18 protein-coding genes and 1 pseudogene are annotated in these 17,508 nt (G+C 42.1%); 11 read left to right on the forward strand and 8 right to left on the reverse strand.

From position 1 onward, the window contains the following. The first annotated feature begins 27 nt into the window (after window positions 1–27). Window positions 28–1,053 carry an arginine N-succinyltransferase gene (astA, locus tag EAG18_RS14870; protein WP_125253167.1) on the forward strand — a complete coding sequence of 342 codons (1,026 nt, stop codon included), beginning with the start codon at window positions 28–30 and terminating at the stop codon, window positions 1,051–1,053. A 73-nt stretch (window positions 1,054–1,126) separates the two neighbouring features. Next, window positions 1,127–1,930: a DUF1338 domain-containing protein gene (locus tag EAG18_RS14875; protein ID WP_125253168.1), complete on the forward strand. Its 804-nt coding sequence runs from the start codon at window positions 1,127–1,129 to the stop codon at window positions 1,928–1,930. Between the two features lie 55 nt (window positions 1,931–1,985). Here the strand turns inward: EAG18_RS14875 and EAG18_RS14880 are convergent, their stop codons facing one another. Beyond that, entirely contained in the window at window positions 1,986–2,819 is an 834-nt protein-coding gene (locus tag EAG18_RS14880; RefSeq protein WP_125253169.1) for a trypsin-like serine protease, read from the reverse strand. 707 nt (window positions 2,820–3,526) lie between these two features. Here EAG18_RS14880 and EAG18_RS14885 point away from each other — a divergent pair. Together EAG18_RS14885 and EAG18_RS14890 are read left to right on the forward strand one after the other, a co-directional pair. Then, entirely contained in the window at window positions 3,527–4,357 is an 831-nt protein-coding gene (locus EAG18_RS14885; RefSeq protein ID WP_125253170.1) for a polyphosphate kinase, read from the forward strand. A gap of 3 nt (window positions 4,358–4,360) precedes the next feature. Then, a complete protein-coding gene (locus EAG18_RS14890; RefSeq protein WP_125253171.1) occupies window positions 4,361–5,668 on the forward strand; it encodes a DUF2252 family protein in 1,308 nt (435 codons plus the stop codon). An 8-nt stretch (window positions 5,669–5,676) separates the two neighbouring features. Here EAG18_RS14890 and EAG18_RS14895 read toward each other — a convergent pair whose 3' ends face one another. Continuing rightward, complete coding sequence (locus EAG18_RS14895; protein WP_343327580.1) at window positions 5,677–6,693, reverse strand: ribonuclease Z; 1,017 nt, start codon at window positions 6,691–6,693, stop codon at window positions 5,677–5,679. Between the two features lie 37 nt (window positions 6,694–6,730). Between EAG18_RS14895 and EAG18_RS14900 the strand changes: the two genes are divergently transcribed. From EAG18_RS14900 to EAG18_RS14925, 6 genes are all read left to right on the forward strand, one after another. After that, the gene (locus EAG18_RS14900) at window positions 6,731–7,267 is read left to right on the forward strand and encodes an isochorismatase family protein (RefSeq protein ID WP_125253172.1); all 537 of its coding nucleotides are present in this window, start codon (window positions 6,731–6,733) and stop codon (window positions 7,265–7,267) included. Window positions 7,268–7,311: 44 nt separating this feature from the next. After that, window positions 7,312–7,575, forward strand: coding sequence for a DUF3081 family protein (locus tag EAG18_RS14905; protein ID WP_125253173.1), 264 nt, complete (start codon window positions 7,312–7,314; stop codon window positions 7,573–7,575). Further along, window positions 7,568–7,897 carry a hypothetical protein gene (locus tag EAG18_RS14910; protein WP_125253174.1) on the forward strand — a complete coding sequence of 110 codons (330 nt, stop codon included), beginning with the start codon at window positions 7,568–7,570 and terminating at the stop codon, window positions 7,895–7,897. The genes EAG18_RS14905 and EAG18_RS14910 overlap by 8 nt, the downstream gene beginning before the upstream one ends. After that, window positions 7,890–9,368 (forward strand): FAD-binding domain-containing protein, encoded by a 1,479-nt coding sequence (locus tag EAG18_RS14915; RefSeq protein WP_125253175.1) that lies wholly within the window; start codon window positions 7,890–7,892, stop codon window positions 9,366–9,368. The genes EAG18_RS14910 and EAG18_RS14915 overlap by 8 nt, the downstream gene beginning before the upstream one ends. 124 nt (window positions 9,369–9,492) lie before the next feature. Next, on the forward strand, window positions 9,493–11,097 hold the full coding sequence (locus EAG18_RS14920) for an AbgT family transporter (RefSeq protein WP_176032318.1): 1,605 nt from the start codon (window positions 9,493–9,495) through the stop codon (window positions 11,095–11,097). Between the two features lie 187 nt (window positions 11,098–11,284). Next, entirely contained in the window at window positions 11,285–11,902 is a 618-nt protein-coding gene (locus EAG18_RS14925) for a glutathione S-transferase family protein (RefSeq protein ID WP_125253177.1), read from the forward strand. Window positions 11,903–11,940: 38 nt separating this feature from the next. Here the strand turns inward: EAG18_RS14925 and EAG18_RS14930 are convergent, their stop codons facing one another. From EAG18_RS14930 to EAG18_RS14940, 3 genes are all read right to left on the reverse strand, one after another. Then, a complete protein-coding gene (locus EAG18_RS14930) occupies window positions 11,941–12,390 on the reverse strand; it encodes a DMT family transporter (RefSeq protein WP_125253178.1) in 450 nt (149 codons plus the stop codon). After that, window positions 12,387–13,028: a nitroreductase family protein gene (locus EAG18_RS14935; protein ID WP_125253179.1), complete on the reverse strand. Its 642-nt coding sequence runs from the start codon at window positions 13,026–13,028 to the stop codon at window positions 12,387–12,389. The genes EAG18_RS14930 and EAG18_RS14935 overlap by 4 nt, the downstream gene beginning before the upstream one ends. Window positions 13,029–13,089: 61 nt before the next feature. Further along, entirely contained in the window at window positions 13,090–13,689 is a 600-nt protein-coding gene (locus EAG18_RS14940; protein WP_125253180.1) for a Crp/Fnr family transcriptional regulator, read from the reverse strand. Window positions 13,690–13,905: 216 nt separating this feature from the next. Between EAG18_RS14940 and zapE the strand changes: the two genes are divergently transcribed. Further along, entirely contained in the window at window positions 13,906–14,985 is a 1,080-nt protein-coding gene (gene zapE, locus EAG18_RS14945) for a cell division protein ZapE (protein ID WP_125253181.1), read from the forward strand. Between the two features lie 160 nt (window positions 14,986–15,145). Here the strand turns inward: zapE and EAG18_RS14950 are convergent, their stop codons facing one another. The 3 genes and pseudogenes from EAG18_RS14950 to EAG18_RS22395 all read right to left on the reverse strand — a co-directional run. Beyond that, on the reverse strand, window positions 15,146–15,916 hold the full coding sequence (locus EAG18_RS14950) for a class I SAM-dependent methyltransferase (RefSeq protein ID WP_125253182.1): 771 nt from the start codon (window positions 15,914–15,916) through the stop codon (window positions 15,146–15,148). 373 nt (window positions 15,917–16,289) lie between these two features. Further along, complete coding sequence (locus tag EAG18_RS14960) at window positions 16,290–16,877, reverse strand: AraC family ligand binding domain-containing protein (protein WP_125253184.1); 588 nt, start codon at window positions 16,875–16,877, stop codon at window positions 16,290–16,292. Between the two features lie 500 nt (window positions 16,878–17,377). Next, window positions 17,378–17,508: pseudogene (locus EAG18_RS22395) on the reverse strand (transposase); the annotation flags it as partial.

Below are 17,508 nucleotides of genomic sequence, written 5' to 3' on the forward strand. Positions count from 1 at the left end.
GCTGGGGATCTTCATCCCCTCTTTCTCATGTTAGTATTAAGACCAATACAAAAAACTGACTTTGATGCGCTAAAAACGATTGCGATTGAATCTGGTCACGGGTTTACCTCATTGCCTGTCGACGATGAATTGCTATCGAATAAAATTGATCGCTCAGTTAAAAGCTTCACAAAGTCAGTTACAAAACCGTATGACGAAGGCTATTTATTCGTTCTTGAAGACACCCAAACGGGAGAAATTATCGGCACCACGGCAATCGAGGCCGCTGTTGGTATGTCTGTACCTCTGTATCACTACCACTTGGGTAAAACTGTACATCATTCAAGTACGCTTGGGGTTTACAACACCGTAGATATTTTGTCCATGTGTAACGATTACACTGGCAGTTCAGAGATTTGCACGCTGTTTTTACGAGAAGGTCATCGCCAAGGGTTAGCGGGGCGTTTTTTATCACGCAGCCGTTTTTTATTTATGGCCGAGCATGCAGAGCGTTTTAGCGATACTGTTATTGCAGAAATGCGAGGCGTTAGCGATGAACATGGTCATTCACCATTTTGGCAGTGGTTACAAGAACACTTTTTTAGTATCGAATTTCCACAAGCTGATCACTTAGTAGGACTGGGAGACAAGGTTTTTATTTGTGAGCTGATGCCGAAGTACCCTATTTACGCAAACTTACTAAGCCCAGAAGCACAAGCCGTTATCGGTCATGTACACGAAAAGACCAAACCTGCATTAAGATTATTACAAAAAGAAGGATTTGAGCACCGTGGTTACGTTGATTTATTTGATGCTGGACCCACTGTTGAGGCTAAACTCGAAAATATCAGCACAGTAAGAGAATCTTTTAAAGGCGAGGTTGAAATTGTAACCTCAGTACCAAATAACCTCCCCAGCCTCGCTATTTCCAATGGTCGACTAGACGTGTTTAAAGCCACTTTTACCGATCAAGCATATTTGTGCGAAGCTGAAGAAAAAATTCAACTCACCACCGAAGTTGCAAATGCACTTGAAGTCACTCAAGGTGAGTTAATAAGCGCATTTAAATTATAAATTTCATGTCGTGCTAATACCAAAAGGTATAACGTTAACAACTGTCACCGAGACAAAAAATTAGGAAACCATTATGCACAACAACGTAGATACATTATTTGAACAGCTGTGGGATAATTACCTAGCAGTAACGCCCTCTGCGGTAAAGGTCCACGAACTGCTGGGCTCGACACAAAAAGATGACGTGATCAATGACCATATCGCGCTTCGCACCTTCAATATCGAAAAAGTTGGGCTAGAAAAACTCGCAGCACACTTCAAAGCTGTCGGTTATAAAGAGTGTGGTGAATATCACTTCGAAGCAAAAAAACTATATGCAAAGCACTATGAGCACCAAGATCCTACTAAACCAAAAGTGTTCATCTCTGAGCTGCTAGTTGAGAAATGCTCTGAAGAGCTACAAGCAATAGTTAAAGACATGGTTGAGCAAATTGACGAGTCAGCGGTTAGTGCTGAAAACTTTTTGTACTCAGGGACGCATTGGAGTGTATCTCACGACACATATAAAAAACTATTAGCAGAAAGTGAATACGCCGCATGGATGTCGGCATGGGGTTATCGTGCTAACCACTTCACGGTCAGTATCAACTATCTGAAAAACTTCACCACAATTGAAGCAGTCAACCAAGCACTAAAAGACAATGGCTTTGAGCTAAATACCTCAGGTGGCGAAATCAAAGGCTCACCAGAGGTGCTACTTGAGCAATCTTCTACACTTGCTGATCACCAATCAGTGAAGTTCAGCGACGGTGAATTTAGTATCCCTAGTTGTTTTTATGAGTTTGCACTGCGCTATAAAAAACCAGATGGAGAGATCTACACCGGTTTTGTTGCAGCCTCTGCTGACAAGATTTTTGAAAGTACCAACGCAAGATAGTCACTGAAATGACAGTGCTTGTACTCAAGCACTCTGCCCAAATTGCGAAGCAGCCTTAATGGCTGCTTTTTATATTAATTTCTTCACAAACTTGCGGCAATATCGCTTCAGTAAGGCCTGCTGGCAGCTGGGTTAACTTAGGCGTGGCCAACTTGGTTACATTGTTACCAGCAATAATATTATCAATCCAATCAGCGAAATAAGAAACGCGACTATAGACTTCTGTCACACCGTAACGGCCAATTTTTCCGCCCTCAACTCTTGAGCTTACCCCAAACACAATACCTTGCCCATTCTCATATTGATAGGCTGGACCGCCGCTATCTCCCCCACCCGACACACCTTCCAAAGGGAGCCCATTTTCACCACGGTCGAAGCTAAATTTAATAACCGGACCTTGGGCTACTTTTACGGTATTTTGTGCCCGTCGCATTTGACCTTGATTAGCTAAATTGTCAATCGTTTGCCCAGTTATACCATTACCAGTTCCTCCTATGCCGATAAACCATAAAACTTCATCAAGCTCTTCTTTTTCACGGTTAATCATCAGTGGCTTAACATCGCTTAGCACTTGCTGGAGCTTGATAAGTGCAATATCGTGACTTTTCCCTGGCATATAGTCTGAGTGAACAAATACTTGGTCAATCAAAGTAGGGACATTATTTATTAGTATTGTCGAATTCGGCCGCAGGCAAAATGTTGCGTGAGCGGCGGTTAATACCCACTTTGATCCTATCAGTGTGCCATGCCCACCATCGATGTAAAAAGTTGCTAATTGCGGTAATACATCGCTCGATACTCTATAGTCTGCGTCATCTACGTCATGTCGGATCACGATACTATGTGAATTAAAAGAAATACCTAATATTATCAAAAGCCAAAACCGCATTTTATACTTCCTTTATCAAAACAGAGTGAGTCATCAAAGTGGTGACCTATAATGGGTAAAAAACCACAATAAAACATAATAATACGATGCTCAACCCCTGCATACTTTTTCGCTCAATGATTAGGGCTTTTTGTATCTTACCGCTATTGAATACAAAGAAATGGTCTTACGGAAAATTCGGCTTTATACCACTTATTTTGCTAACGAAAAGGTGTCTATATCAAAGCAGACAAGGCGGGAATTTTTTATTTGGTTGTTCTAAGTAAAAATTTTGAACATAGCGAGTGTCAGATTGACTTCCTTACATTGAGTAAGTAGTAAGACCAATTGGTATTATTGACGATGTTTGACATATTTTTGTCAAATAATACTTGTAGAGTTCATACTAGGCGACTCTACGGCGTCCAGTAGTGTATGGTTCAATATCATTTATTTAATCTGAGGTTTGGATAAGGAATGCTTGAATTCATTGTTGCTAAAGCACAACTTAGTTTTCTCCTTGTCTAGCCAGAGAGTTTTAGGGAGAACACCGCTTCCGCGTCCCGCTCTCGCTAAGGTACCTACATCCTGTTGGTAAGGTGAATTTACGCAGTTAGTGCTAAAACTGGCTGCGAGAAAGGTATTAATTATCCACAGCTCAGGCTGTTTAATTCAGAATTTACTGATATTTAGAGCTATTTAGCTAAGGAAGTTTTGAGGGAGTGATCATGACCAGCTACGTTTCTATATTTAACACGCTAAACCGGGGACTAAGTGTAAAACCTCCGGTTACGTATCCTGCTATGGATTCAAAGAAGCACTATAAGCATGAATTAAAATACTGGCAAACTCAGCTATTACACGTACAGCAGGCCTATTTTCACCAAAAGAAGCGCGCTATTTTGGTATTTGAAGGATGGGATGCGGCTGGCAAAGGTGGTGCCATTCGCCGCATGACCGAAAAGCTCGACCCTAGAGGTTTTACAGTGTTCCCTATCGCAAAACCCGACCCAGAAGAGCAAGGTCGACACTATCTGTACCGCTTTCAAACTAAGCTTCCCCCGCTTGGCACTATGACTATTTTTGACCGCTCTTATTACGGACGAGTGTTAGTCGAACGCGTTGAAGGGTTTGCCAGCGAAAATGAATGGCGTCGCGCCTATCAAGAAATCAACGAATTTGAACGACTACTAGTCGATGATAACGTTCGCATTGTGAAAGTCTTTTTGCATATTAGCGAGAAAGAGCAGCTAAAACGATTTACAGAGCGGTTAAATAACCCCTATAAACGTTGGAAGCTAACAGAAGAAGATATTCGTAACCGTAAAAAGCGTGAAGAGTACGAGCAAGCCATTGATGATATGTTTGGAAAAACCGATACAAACCTAGCACCTTGGCATGTCATCCTTGCTGAACATAAATGGTATGCGCGGGTACAAGTATTAAAGACCGTAGTCAATGCGCTCAGTGAGGGGGTCGATATTAGCCCGCCACCTATCGATAAAGCGGTTGTTAAGCTGGCTAAATCTCAATTGGGTATTATTCAAAAGGAGGACTAATCCATGAATCGTCATGACTATCTAGCATCTTATTTTGAGGAACATGAAGGCGTGAGCGTTAGCCGTGAGTGCAGTAAATTCAGCAAAATGAGACTAAGTCCCCTACGGTTTTTTCGGGGTAGTGCTGCACTGATGTACAAAGACCTACTAGAGCAGCAAATTACCTTACCAGACACTGCCACTACACTTCCCCTGACTTACATTATGGGCGACTGTCATACAGGAAACTTCGGCTTTCATAGTGAAGAAGGCAGCCATGGTGATACCTTAATCTTTGAACCTAATGATTTCGACGATGCCTGTGTTGGACATGCAGTATGGGATCTGTTCCGCTTTTTGGTCAGTTTGCCCCTTACTCAACTGGAGGGAGGCCGCATTCAAGAGCAAGCTAAAGATATAAAAGATCGCAGCAAGCCTGTTGTGAATAAAGAACAGATACTCCAAGCACAACAGGTGTTTTTACAAAGCTACATAAAAACTTGTCAATTGTCGCTGGAACATAAAGTCGATAGTAATACCGGCCTAATCGCATTTAATAATAACCACATATTGTACAAACGGTGGCAAAAAGGCTTGCAAAGAATGGCGGGAGGTGCCGCATTTACGATTAAAAGTACGCTTGCTAAAGAGATTGACCTCAGTATTAAACCCCTTAGCTTTCGAGACGACAAACTCAGATTTAAGCAAATTGATCCAGATTTGAAAGAGAACCTTATTGACCACTTCGCGGCATACGTTGATGACGAAATTTTGGACTGTGTTGAGCGAATTGACCAAGGCACAGGTTCGTTGCACCTGAGCCGCTATTATTTATTGGTTGGGCCAAGTGTGCAAAAGCCTACCAAAGACATTCTGCCCCTGTGTCACATTGTTGAGATTAAGCAGCAGCAGGTTGCATCACCTCTGGCTTATTTTTCCAGCCTAAGCCCCGTTAACCGCCTCGACCCTGCGCATTTAACGGTTAATAGTCAAAGAAAAATGCAGCGCCGTACCGATCTTATTTTGGATAATGCACTGTGGCAAGGCAGCCATTGGTTGGTGCGCTCACGTCACCATGCTCGTGTTGGTATCGACCCAGAAGACATCACTATTGGTAAACGCGCAGCAACTAAATCCGGTTTTAGTCAATACGCGGAAACCTGCGGTGAGGCACTTGCCCTGTCCCACATGCGCTCAGATCGACGCTCGCTACATTTTCAAGAACAAGTTGTCGCTGTCTTGCCTGATTTAATCGATGAATTGATAAAAACCGCCTGTCACTACAGTGAACAGGTTATCGCTGATTGGCGCTGGTTTTGCGAGCGAGGGTAGCATTAACTTCAGTCGCCATCAAACTGCTTTTGATTTGGAATATCAATAACTAAACCATCATGGGCAATAACAAGCTCGCCGTCGAAGTACTTAGCGGCTTCATCAATAAGAGGTTGTAGCATACCTTCGCCGTGGTAACGTACGCTAAAATGGGTAAGCGCGAGGGTCGGCACTAGATGAGTTTGTGCAAACTGAGCAATGCGTTTGGCATCACTGTGCCCGGTGTGAAATCCGACTTTATGTAGATCAGGCGCGGTAAAAGTGGCTTCGTGAATAAGCAGATCTGCGCCCTGAATAGCCTGTGAAAGTAAAGCTGGCTTTTCATTGTCGCCACAAATTATTGCCACTCTAGGCCGCCAGCTATAAAAACTGTAGTCCGCTGAGCGTAAAAGTTGGCTTTGGTATTCAACATCTTGGCCTTTTTGAAGCAAGTTATAATGACCACCAGAACCAATGCCATCTTGCTGCAGTTTACTTATCTTTAACTTACGTGGAATACACTTTTCGGTAAGTTTATAGCCAACACTAGGAACTCGATGCTGAAGCGCTATAGTTTCAATGTCGCAACAGTTAAGGCTTAATTTATCGGTTAACTCTTCCAGAGCAATGGTTATTAGATCAAAGCCCAACTTAACTTCTGTCAGAGCAAAACAACTATGCACAAATTGCACAACCGCACGCGGGGCAATTAATTTAAGTGGAGCTTGCCTCGCGTTGAGCGCCATTGACGAAATGAGTCCGGGTAACCCATAACAATGATCCCCATGCAGGTGAGTGATACAAATGGCTTCTAAGTGATATAGCGTTAACTCGCTATGCAATAGTGCATGTTGCGTCGCTTCGGCGCAGTCAATCAACACCCAAGCCTTTGTATTATCGAAGCTTACAGCGGTAGCGGACATATTGCGCTGTTTGGAAGGACAACCAGAGGAGGTGCCCAGAAAATGTACTTTCACGCTAAAACCATTTACTTTTTTGCTCGGTCTGTCATTGTAACTAACAAATAAAGTATATGTGAAGCGCACATATTAACCTTGCGAGATTATCTCTAAGGAGAAGAAGATGAATTTAATAGCGTCAGATTGCATGATCCTAGTGATTGATATTCAAGAAAAGTTTCGTCCACATATCGCTGAATTTGATGCCGTAGAAAATCAAGTAACAACGCTACTAAACGCTGCTCAATATTTGTCTATACCAGCCCTTATTTTTGAACAATACCCCAAAGGGTTAGGTCACAGTGCACCTAATTTACTTAAATTTGACTTACCTATTATTGAAAAAACAGCTTTCAGTGCCTATTACACAGAGGACTGTAAGCAAACTATTCAATCGTTTCAACGAGATACTGTGATTGTTGTAGGGTTAGAGAGTCATATTTGTGTACAGCAAACTGTGAACGATCTATTGGCTGATAACTTTAATGTGGTTATTGCAGCAGATGCTATATGTTCGCGTAACCCGAAGCACACGCAGTGGGCTTTGGCGCAAATGCAAGCCGACGGAGCACGTTTTTTAGCCATAGAATCTATTCTCTTTCAATGGCTTAAAACAGCAAAAAATGAGCAATTTAAAGCAATTTCAGCGCTAGTTAAGTGATCACGAACCACTTTACTAACGTATTTAAGGACAGAGGTTAAGAAATGAAAAATGAATTAGACAGCAGATTTTTGTTAACCGTTTTTGAGCATATTCAAAAAAACGGTGAGGTGACAAGTGATGGTAAACGCTACCAAGGCGTAACAGCTTTTGCCGATCCAGACGGATATACGATTTATCTTCAAGGCAGTGGCGTACTGCTACGCTCTGGTTTTCATAATACGTATCACCTCGACTATGAGCATGATAAACACAAAGACGATTTAATAAAAAAGCTTGAGTATATATACAAAGAGGCGAATGCGTAGTTTATATCCAAATAGCAACCGAGGACGCCGCGTCCGGCGACCTCGCCCAGAACGCAACCAAACCCGCGTATACATAGAGCAGGTAGTGGCTGCACTAAAAGCCAACCCAGATAAAATAAATATCATCAAGCGCAACTGTAGCGAATACCGTCAACAAAGCTTTCTCAAACGTGGGTTTTTGCTCGCTATCGAACGGTTCGACTGGGTATTTGCCATTGACGATGACGTACACAGGATCTGCGAACAAATTCTAGCTGACGATTACATTGGCAAAAGACTACGACGTTATCCTTTACTTTTCAAAGGCGTGTTAAATGATTAATCTCGTTTGGCTAAAGCGAGATCTCAGAGTATCTGATCACCGACCGCTATATGAAGCTGCAAATAACGGCAAGCCTACTTTAATTCTGTACGTTATTGAGCCTGACTACTGGCAGCTCGAAGATACCAGCAAAAGGCAATTCCAATTCATTAAAGAGTCGTTATTAAGCCTGTCAAGACAACTACAATGTATTGGCGCTTCTTTGACCGTACGTAAAGGTGATGTGGTTGAAATTTTGGAGAAAGTTCATCTACATGTTGCTATTTCAAATCTATATTGTCACCAAGAGACTGGCAACCCCTGGACGTACGAGCGAGACAAACGCGTTATTGCATGGTGTAAATCGAAGCAAGTTAACTATCAAGAATATCAACAACAAGCTGTATTCAGAGGCCATGTCAATCGTGATAAATGGCATCATGTCGCTGAGAAGTGGCTTCAGGCAGCCGTTTTTCCCACACCGACACATATCCACACTTTACTTCAACACCATAACGGCCTTGAGTTACTTGATGTCTACCCGGCGGATGATAACAACGAAGCTAGAACACCACAGCAAGGTGGGCTAGAAGCCGCGAACAAAACTCGAGACAGCTTTTTTCACCACAGAATCAACGAATATCTATACGGAATATCGAGCCCGGTAAAATCTACCACAAGTAGCTCAAGGCTTAGCCCCTATTTGGCTTATGGTGTGCTCAGCTTGAGGCAAGTATTGCAACATGCTCAAGCTTTACCGGTCACCTCAAAGCGCAATAAAAGCGGCTTTTTATCTCGGCTCTATTGGCACAGTCATTTTGTGCAAAAACTTGAGTCAGAGCCTCGATACGCTGAGCAAGCGGTACATAATTCCTTAATTGATATGAGAGCAAATGAATTTAATGAATCATGCTATTTACGATGGTCATCAGGCGATACCGGGGTACCGTTTATAGATGCCTGTATGAGAATGCTTATCCAAACTGGCTGGATAAACTTTCGAATGCGAGCCATGTTGATGGCATATTCTAGTTATCATCTGTGGCTTGATTGGCAAAAGCCAGCAGCAAGGCTCGCCACGCTGTTCGTTGACTATGAACCTGGGATCCATTACCCCCAGGTACAAATGCAATCGGGTACAACAGGAATAAATCCATTTCGCATATACAATCCTGTAACTCAAGGGTTTAAATACGATCCTGACGGACATTTTATTCGTCGTTATATTCCCGAGCTTGACCATGTTCCAGACAACTATCTTCATACCCCTTGGCTTTATGCAGGCCTCAAAGACGACTTGTATGCTCCCCCTGAAAAGCATCCTGACGATGCTGCGAAAATAGCAAGAGAGAAGATCTCTAGTTTCTATAAACAACACCTAGATAAGGGGGAGACTGGACGCGTGATCAGCACGCACGCTTCTAGAAAACGCGCGACGAGAAGAAGAAACAAAAGCAATACAATGAGTAAAAATCAACTAAAGCTATTCTGATTGCTTTGTTTTTGCACAATCTATCTAATTTCACCCTGAAAACAGGACAAATAACCGCTTTCACATGATTTCAGTCCAAAGAGATGCTAAAGTTGCGGCATTTTTTAGAACTGAGAATTTAGCTATGTCAAAAGCTGTAGAGACGCAGGCTGATAGTCAGGCTCAAGCAGAGCACAAAGGTGGGTTATTTAACCGCTTCTTAGCAACTGTTGAGTTTCTGGGTAACATGCTTCCTCACCCTATTACATTGTTTGCCATGTTTTGTATCGCCATTGTGGTATTCAGTGGTATCGCTGATTGGATGGGCTTGTCGGCTATCGACCCCCGCCCTGAAGGCTCAGCAGGCAGAGACCCTGACGGCGTTATTGAGGTCGTAAGCCTAATGAGCGCAGAAGGTCTACAACGCATCGTGACAGGCCTTGTAACTAACTTTACGGGCTTTGCTCCGTTGGGTACTGTATTGGTTGCATTACTAGGTGTGAGTGTTGCTGAGCATTCTGGCATGCTATCAGCAGCTATGCGTGGCATGGTGATGGGCGCGTCAAAGCGCTTAGTTACTTTTATGGTAGTGTTTGCTGCAATTTTGTCTAATACTGCCTCAGAACTTGGATACGTTGTGCTGATCCCACTTGCAGCAATGATTTTCCATAGTTTAGGTCGCCATCCACTGGCTGGTTTAGCAGCTGCTTTTGCTGGTGTGTCTGGTGGTTACAGTGCAAACCTACTGTTAGGTACAATCGATCCGCTGCTTGCAGGTATTACCACACCAGCTGCGCAAATGATTGACCCGACCTACCAAGTTGGCCCTGAAGCAAACTGGTACTTTATGATGATTTCTGTATTCCTTATTGCCATTGTTGGTACTTTGGTAACAGAAAAAATCGTTGAACCACGCTTAGGAAAATATGATGCAAGTGAAGCTAGCGTTGACTTAAGCGAAAACAACATTGAAAAGCTTACAGCAAAAGAAAAATCAGGACTAAAATGGGCTGGAGTTTCTCTTTTGGTGGTCAGCCTTTTACTCGCGATGACCATCGTGCCTGAAGACGGTATTCTGCGTCACCCAACCACAGGTGAAGTAGCAGGTTCGCCATTTTTAAAAGGTATCGTCGTCTTTATTTTCGTGACTTTCGCCATTCCGGGCTTTGTATACGGCCGGGTCGTAGGTACCATGAAAAATGACCGTGATATTATCGATGCCATGAGCAAAAGTATGAGCTCAATGGGGATGTATATTGTACTGGTATTCTTCGCTGCGCAGTTTGTCGCGTTTTTCAAATGGACGAACTTAGGCACTATTTTAGCGATTAACGGTGCAGCATTACTACAGGCACTTAACTTAACAGGCCCTGAGGTATTCGTACTGTTTATCTTAATGTGTGCCCTTGTTAACCTCAGTTTAGGCTCATCTTCTGCGCAGTGGGCAGTAACAGCCCCTATTTTTGTGCCTATGTTGATGCTAATTGGATACGCACCAGAAACTATCCAAGCTGCATATCGAATTGGTGACTCTGTCACAAACCTGATTACCCCCATGATGAGTTACTTTGGGTTGATATTGGCAGTGGCCACCAAATACAAGAAAGATATGGGGATCGGTACGTTGGTAGCGACTATGTTGCCTTACAGCATGTTCTTCTTTATTGGTTGGGTCGCACTATTTTATATCTGGGTATTTGGCTTTGGTCTACCTGTCGGGCCAAACTCACCGATTTACTATACTCCGTAGCAATAACACTAAAAACTTTAAATGCCAGCAATATTTGCTGGCATTTTTATTTGAGAAAACTGCATCCGTCACCTAAGGTTGAATAGGAGAAAGCACAGAAGGAGCCGCTTAATATTTTAACTTCGCAACATCGAAAGCCTTATTGTCCAACCTAATATCGATGTTTGTGACTTACATTAGGTGAATTATGTATACACTCTTTTACTATCCACAGAGCGCAAGCCTTGCACCTCATATTTTATTGGAATTGATAGGCGAACCTTATCAGTTAGAATTAGTTGATGTGAAAAAAAACGCTAATCACAGCTCACATTACCTAAAGCTCAGCCCCGCAGGTCACATACCAGCGCTTGTCGATGATGATTTCACACTGTTTGAAAGTGCCGCTATTTCTCAATACCTTGCTCATAAACACAGCGATAAGCAGTTATTTCCAGCAGATCCAAAGCTTAAGTTTCAATCTATACAATGGCTCCATTTTATGAGTGCTTCGCTGCACAGCGATTTATTAATGTACACCTATCCCGAACGGCACACCCAAAGTGCCCTGATGTATGACGATCTGATCCGTACACAGCAAGCTCGGCTGGAAGCAGGGTTTGCCGTGATAGATAATTTACTAGCTGACAATCACTACGTAATAGCCAATCAATTTACTTTGTGTGATAGCTACTTATTTATGCTTTGTGAGCGAGCAAAAACACTGTTAGAAAAGACGCCTTCACTCAAGCAGCTACGACGTTATTATCGGCAAATTGCAGCCACTCCCGCAGTCAGCAAAGCGCTGGAAATGGCCGAGTACTAAGCTTATGTCCGCTTGAGATAACATCACTTCAACGTAAATTAGTTTTGCTGATTTACGTTAAGAAGCACGATACCGGTCAGTACGGCAACCAATCCTAGCAACTTTTGCAAGGTAACGGGAGTATGCGGTACGGCAAATAAACCCAACTGACTGATTATCATCGCGACTACCATTTGGCCGCATAAATAATATGCCATTAAATTACCAATACCCATTTTGGGGATCAAAAAGTAGCTCAGCCCTACTCCGGTGGCACTTAATATTCCGCCAATACACCAAAGGTACCAAGGCACGGCTTTTATTTGTGTGATTGTCGGAAAAACGCTATCAGATAATCGAAAAGCCAAGACCGTATAAAGGGCACTAGCAGTAAATGCAACCCCAGCAGCTAGTATCGGACTTTTTAGCAACGCGCCTAGTTGAGCGTTCATACTTGCCTGAACCGCAATGGCGCCACCGGCAAAAATAGCAAGTAAACCGAAAATCATAGTGTCATCTCTATACTTAACTTCGCTTGTGTTTTTCTTACTTTAGGCGCAGTAGCATTTTTATCGGAACTACAGCGGATACCAAGCGGTACAACCAAGACCGTACGGAGATGCATCGCTTCAAGACCAAGTATTTTATCTATCTCGCCTTTTTCAATACCTGTTATAGGACAAGCATCTATTTCGAGGCTCGCAGCGGCAACCAATAACGTTCCAACCGCCAGATGAATTTGTTCTGAACACCAGATGTACTGGGCATCTTTATTCATACCACTTAATGCCGACTTAATCCCAGTTTCCATTGTTAAATAGGTGTCCTCTGTTAAGTCTCGCTGACGCCTAAAATTATCCATATAGTGTTCAACTTGTGAGTTTAATGGCGACATATCAGCTGCAAATAAAAGTAGATGGCTATTATCTACTACTTTTTGTTGTCCATACGAGTAAGGAAACATAGCTTGTTTGGTACGATGACAGGTTATCTGTAATATCTTATATGACTGCAGGCCATATGAAGAAGCGCTAAGTCCAGTGAGCTCAATTAGTTTATCAACTTTTGCTTGTTCAACTGGTTGATCTGAGAATTTGCGAACGGCATAACGCCAATTTAGTAATGACTCTAATTGTGTGATATTCATAAGTTGCTCTCCATATTCTGTTGAGGCAACTTTAACAAGGTAACGAACGTGGCTCATTTACCTATGTAAACGAACCCGAATTTTTTAAAGATTTTCTAATACGACTTAACTGCGTTGGCGTGATCCCAAGGTGCGAAGCCAAATGATACTGCGCAACTCGTTCAGCAAGCTCAGGCTGCTCCTTTAAAAAAGCAAGATAACGTTCAGTTGCATCCAACTGCACCATATAAAGCTCGCGCTTGTCTTTTTCTAGCAACCAATTCTTTTCAAGATAATGGATCTGGAATCGCATTAACTCAGGGTTGTCCATTAGCAGTGCTCTAAATTGTTTAAAGTTTATTAGTACGACCTCTGTGAGTTCCAACGCTTGGATCCCCTGGTTAGCTGGCTCAGCACGGTGTAGAGCATGCATTACGCCAGGAAACTCCCCCGCGACAAAGAAACGCTTGTTGTACTCTTGCCCTGCCGCATTGGTGTTTACTAACCGCACTAAGCCTTGATGTAAAAATGCGAATGTTGTCGGATATTCACCCTCTTGGTATAACCAGTCGTCTTTAGCAAATGATTTTATTGTAGTGATCGCTTCAATAGCGGACCAAGTTTCTTGTGACAGAGCATAGTAGCTCGCTATTGCTTGCTTTAGCTTTAATAGTGCATCCATGAATTCTAGCTTTATAACAATTTGCTTAATTAAGTGGTTTATTTTGAGGCGAGAAAATCTTGTCGATAACGAGGCAAAAATTTTGCTATTTAGTTGTTCTAAATGAGAAATTTTTAACGCTGTTAGCGTCAGATTTACTCCTTCAAATTGAGCAAGTATTAAGTCAAATTGGTATTATGATATTATTAGGATTAACTATTCCTATTTGCAGCGACTATGTCAATCTCTAGCCTTTACGAAACACAAGTTGAACTTGGAAATCTTGCGCCTGACGCAGCGCAGCAAGTCGCAATTGACGCCTTAGATAAACTTTCTCGTTCAGTTGTCGAAGGTAGTGCAGCCAAAGGTATCTATTTTTATGGGCCTGTTGGTCGCGGCAAGACTATGCTAATGGATTGGTTTTATCAGTTTACCCTAATCGACAACAAAACTCGTCTGCATTTTCATCATTTTATGCAAAGAATCCACAGAGAGCTAAATCAAATCCAAGGGATTAAAGATCCACTACAACATATTGCGAAAAACTGGGCTAAGCAAACATCGTTATTGTGTTTTGATGAATTTTTTGTAACTGATATCGGCGATGCCATCATTATGGCAAGACTGTTTGAAGCACTATTTGAAGCTGGCGTAACTTTAGTTGCCACCTCAAACTGTCACCCAACGCAGTTATACAAAGACGGGTTACATAGAGACCGTTTTGAGCCAACCATCGACCTGCTTATGCGCAATTGCGAAATCATACCTATCTGTGGTGAGACGGATCATCGCTTTGCTAAAGGTACGCAAGCACATCACTACTTTGTCAAAGACAAGCACACGTTTTGGCGGGCGTTTGCCAAAGCTGGGGGAGTATCAAAACCTGAAGTATTAACGCTTAATCATCGCCCAGTGAATGTACTTGGAGCGACTAAAAATCTAGTCTGTTTTGATTTTATGTCGTTATGTTCAACTCCTCGTGCTATCGATGACTATATTAAACTTACACAGCAATATAAGTGTATTTTTATCTCTGACTTACCTTTACTTGGTGTTATGCCCGAGCAGAACCCAATAGCGCAAGGGACAGAGGAAGGCTACATCCGCCCACATGAGACAGCACAAGTTAGAATAGGTGATGATGAGACAAGAAGACTTATTGCGCTTATCGATGAATGTTACGAGGCCAAAGTACTAGTTGTATTTTTGGCCGCCGCGCCCATTGAGAAAATCTACCGAGGCGAGCAGCTTGCGTTTGCTTTCGCGCGCTGCATTAGTCGGATCACTGAGATGCAAAGTTGGCCACTTGAAATCTGATAGCCTTACACAATACTTGTACCTGTAAGTTGAGTAGTGAATACATTGTAATAAGAGATCCTCAATATATGTTTGCCGTAACCGACTTTTTCGGCCAACCAACCTAGCGAAATTAAATAGACCTAAGAATTGCCAATACCGATTAGCCACATTCGGCTAGCTATTTTTCGCCGACATAAACTGATATTGGATAAGAAAAATGAACTTCATCTCCACATTTATGAGATTCAACACCCAAACAATTAGCATCTATATCCTGTAGAAAGATATCTCGTATCTTTTTATCGTCCCCTGGATTAGGAAAAGATGCGTTAAGTTGCGTTTCAAGTTCCATAGGAACTTTGTAACTACCTCGTCGGATTTTCTTCAACCCAGAGTTAAAGAGCAATTGCTTCCACTTATCATAGGATAATGCTTCTGTATGTGATGGGTCTCGGAGTCTTTCCATGCGATTGAATGCCTCAGATTTATCTGCGGGTAATGCGACATCTGCAATGACAATAACACCACCTGGCATGCACACCCTAAGCATTTCAGCTAGTGCCATATCGGGGTTTAGCAAATGATGAAAACTATACCTGCTCACTACAACGGAAAAGGTATCTGAATCATACGGCAATTGGTATACGGTACCGATATCCCAAGAAAGATTATTCAACCCTTTTTCTTTTTGATGGCAAAGCGCTTGCTCAATCATCTTCTCTGTTAAATCGATCCCAGTTACATGTCGTGCAACTTTTGCGAATTCACAAGCTACTAGACCAGGGCCACAAGCTATGTCCAATATATTATCGTCTGCTGTGGCTCCACTCATTTCAATAAGCAGTTCTATTGAATTCAAGTGTCCAGTTACTTTTGTAAAAGGAATAGCCTGCTTAGTAAATTGTTTGATAACTTCTTCGTCATGTTCATTCTTTCGTAAATACTTCATGTGTTGCTCCCAAGGTTAGTGATAATTAAGGAAGCAAGATATAAATATATATTAACGTCGTCTTGTACAAGATTGATGTGATTCTTTGATCCGCATTCGATATTCAGCCGGGCTAATTTGAAATATAGCTTTAAAAATACGGGAAAAGTGACTTTGATCGTAAAACCCGCTTAGAACTGCTATCTCTGAAATGGGGAGATCACCTGCTAATAAGCTCCTAGATAGATGAGCCTTTTTGTTAAGAAAATATCCTTGTATCGAAAGATTATAAGTGCGACGAAATATCCGGTTGCAGTGTTCTTTACTTAAATTTAAGGTCAATGATATCTCGTCAAACAGAGAAGTTCCTTGGTGGTGGCAATCTATCATCGCCTTAATTTTTTTTTGCTAATTCATGATCAGTCGGGCAACTTTCAGCGTGTGGTATCTTTTGATGATCCAAAAAATTATTAATCCAATTTAAAATTAAGTTTTCTTTTTCTGAACTCTTAACTTCCGAAAGGAGCACTGTACATAAAGTGGTAAATCTCTCGTATAAATCCGGCGACTCCAACACCTGACTTTTAAAAGATTGACAATTTCTTGAGTTAATGTCACCCAATATACGTGAAGAGTCGAATACCTCCAAGGTAAAGACACCTTTGAAATCCGGAGAATAGCTTCTAACGCAATGTAATGTGTTTGGACTAACAGCGACTATGGATGGTGGTTGAAGAGTAAATTCGTTTTCATTCATTTGAAACAACATCTCCCCCCTCGAAATAGCAGAAAAAATAAGGGAAGAGTGAGTATGCGCTCTTTCGCACCCAGCAGCCCTGTCAATATACCTAACTTCAAACGCAGAAGGTAATTTAAATATGGTTTCGGTCATAAAATAGCCACCAGCCCAAGCAGGGGCAACGTTAAAACTGGTTAAAATTAGGCATAATGTATCACTAACACTATCATGTATCACTGACATGTATCACTGACACCCACTATTAACTATGTGACATGTATCACTGACACCCACTATTAACTATGTGCCATAACGTATCACTGATGAATGTATCACTGACACCCACGGCATAACGTAACGTATCGCTGACATCCACTATTATTTACTATGTAACGTGTTTGGACTAACAACTACTATGGATGGTGGTCGAAGAGTAAATTCGTCTTCATTCATTTGAAACAACATCTCTCTCCTCGATATAGCAGAAAAAATAAAGGAAGAGTGAGTATGCGCTCTTTCGCACCCAGCAGCCTGACGGTGTATCACTGACACCTACATTATTTACTCACCATGACTGTGACAATTTCAACATGGAAATGTTCATTATTCTTATCAAAAGTGCTCATAAAATCAGGTAACTAGTGACATTTATGCGTTTCTCTACATTAAACCCAGTGTCATACGCATGACACAAGCGCTGTAATTTACACAGCTTGGGGGTTATCGCTAAAGAATCTATTTGGTTAAGCCAGCAAATATTCACAATTTGCTAGATTTGTGCGCCTTCGTCTTTTAAGGGTTTCACAATAAGCGGTGAGTACTCGCTCTCGACCAACAGCACCATGGAAAATCCGAGAAAATTGTGTTGTGAGTT

The organism is Pseudoalteromonas sp. J010 (assembly GCF_003934235.1).
GTDB classification, from domain to species: Bacteria; Pseudomonadota; Gammaproteobacteria; order Enterobacterales; family Alteromonadaceae; genus Pseudoalteromonas; species Pseudoalteromonas peptidolytica.

Coding starts and splice junctions, on each gene's coding strand:
- EAG18_RS14880 (WP_125253169.1), bottom strand. CDS start 2,819: ATGCGGTTTTGGCTTTTGATAATATTAGGTATTTCTTTTAATTCACAT.
- zapE (WP_125253181.1), top strand. CDS start 13,906: ATGTCAATCTCTAGCCTTTACGAAACACAAGTTGAACTTGGAAATCTT.
- EAG18_RS14930 (WP_125253178.1), bottom strand. CDS start 12,390: ATGATTTTCGGTTTACTTGCTATTTTTGCCGGTGGCGCCATTGCGGTT.
- EAG18_RS14960 (WP_125253184.1), bottom strand. CDS start 16,877: ATGTCAGTGATACATGATAGTGTTAGTGATACATTATGCCTAATTTTA.
- EAG18_RS14925 (WP_125253177.1), top strand. CDS start 11,285: ATGTATACACTCTTTTACTATCCACAGAGCGCAAGCCTTGCACCTCAT.
- EAG18_RS14935 (WP_125253179.1), bottom strand. CDS start 13,028: ATGAATATCACACAATTAGAGTCATTACTAAATTGGCGTTATGCCGTT.
- EAG18_RS14890 (WP_125253171.1), top strand. CDS start 4,361: ATGAATCGTCATGACTATCTAGCATCTTATTTTGAGGAACATGAAGGC.
- EAG18_RS14885 (WP_125253170.1), top strand. CDS start 3,527: ATGACCAGCTACGTTTCTATATTTAACACGCTAAACCGGGGACTAAGT.
- EAG18_RS14910 (WP_125253174.1), top strand. CDS start 7,568: ATGCGTAGTTTATATCCAAATAGCAACCGAGGACGCCGCGTCCGGCGA.
- EAG18_RS14905 (WP_125253173.1), top strand. CDS start 7,312: ATGAAAAATGAATTAGACAGCAGATTTTTGTTAACCGTTTTTGAGCAT.
- astA (WP_125253167.1), top strand. CDS start 28: ATGTTAGTATTAAGACCAATACAAAAAACTGACTTTGATGCGCTAAAA.
- EAG18_RS14940 (WP_125253180.1), bottom strand. CDS start 13,689: ATGGATGCACTATTAAAGCTAAAGCAAGCAATAGCGAGCTACTATGCT.
- EAG18_RS14900 (WP_125253172.1), top strand. CDS start 6,731: ATGAATTTAATAGCGTCAGATTGCATGATCCTAGTGATTGATATTCAA.
- EAG18_RS14875 (WP_125253168.1), top strand. CDS start 1,127: ATGCACAACAACGTAGATACATTATTTGAACAGCTGTGGGATAATTAC.
- EAG18_RS14915 (WP_125253175.1), top strand. CDS start 7,890: ATGATTAATCTCGTTTGGCTAAAGCGAGATCTCAGAGTATCTGATCAC.
- EAG18_RS14950 (WP_125253182.1), bottom strand. CDS start 15,916: ATGAAGTATTTACGAAAGAATGAACATGACGAAGAAGTTATCAAACAA.
- EAG18_RS14920 (WP_176032318.1), top strand. CDS start 9,493: ATGTCAAAAGCTGTAGAGACGCAGGCTGATAGTCAGGCTCAAGCAGAG.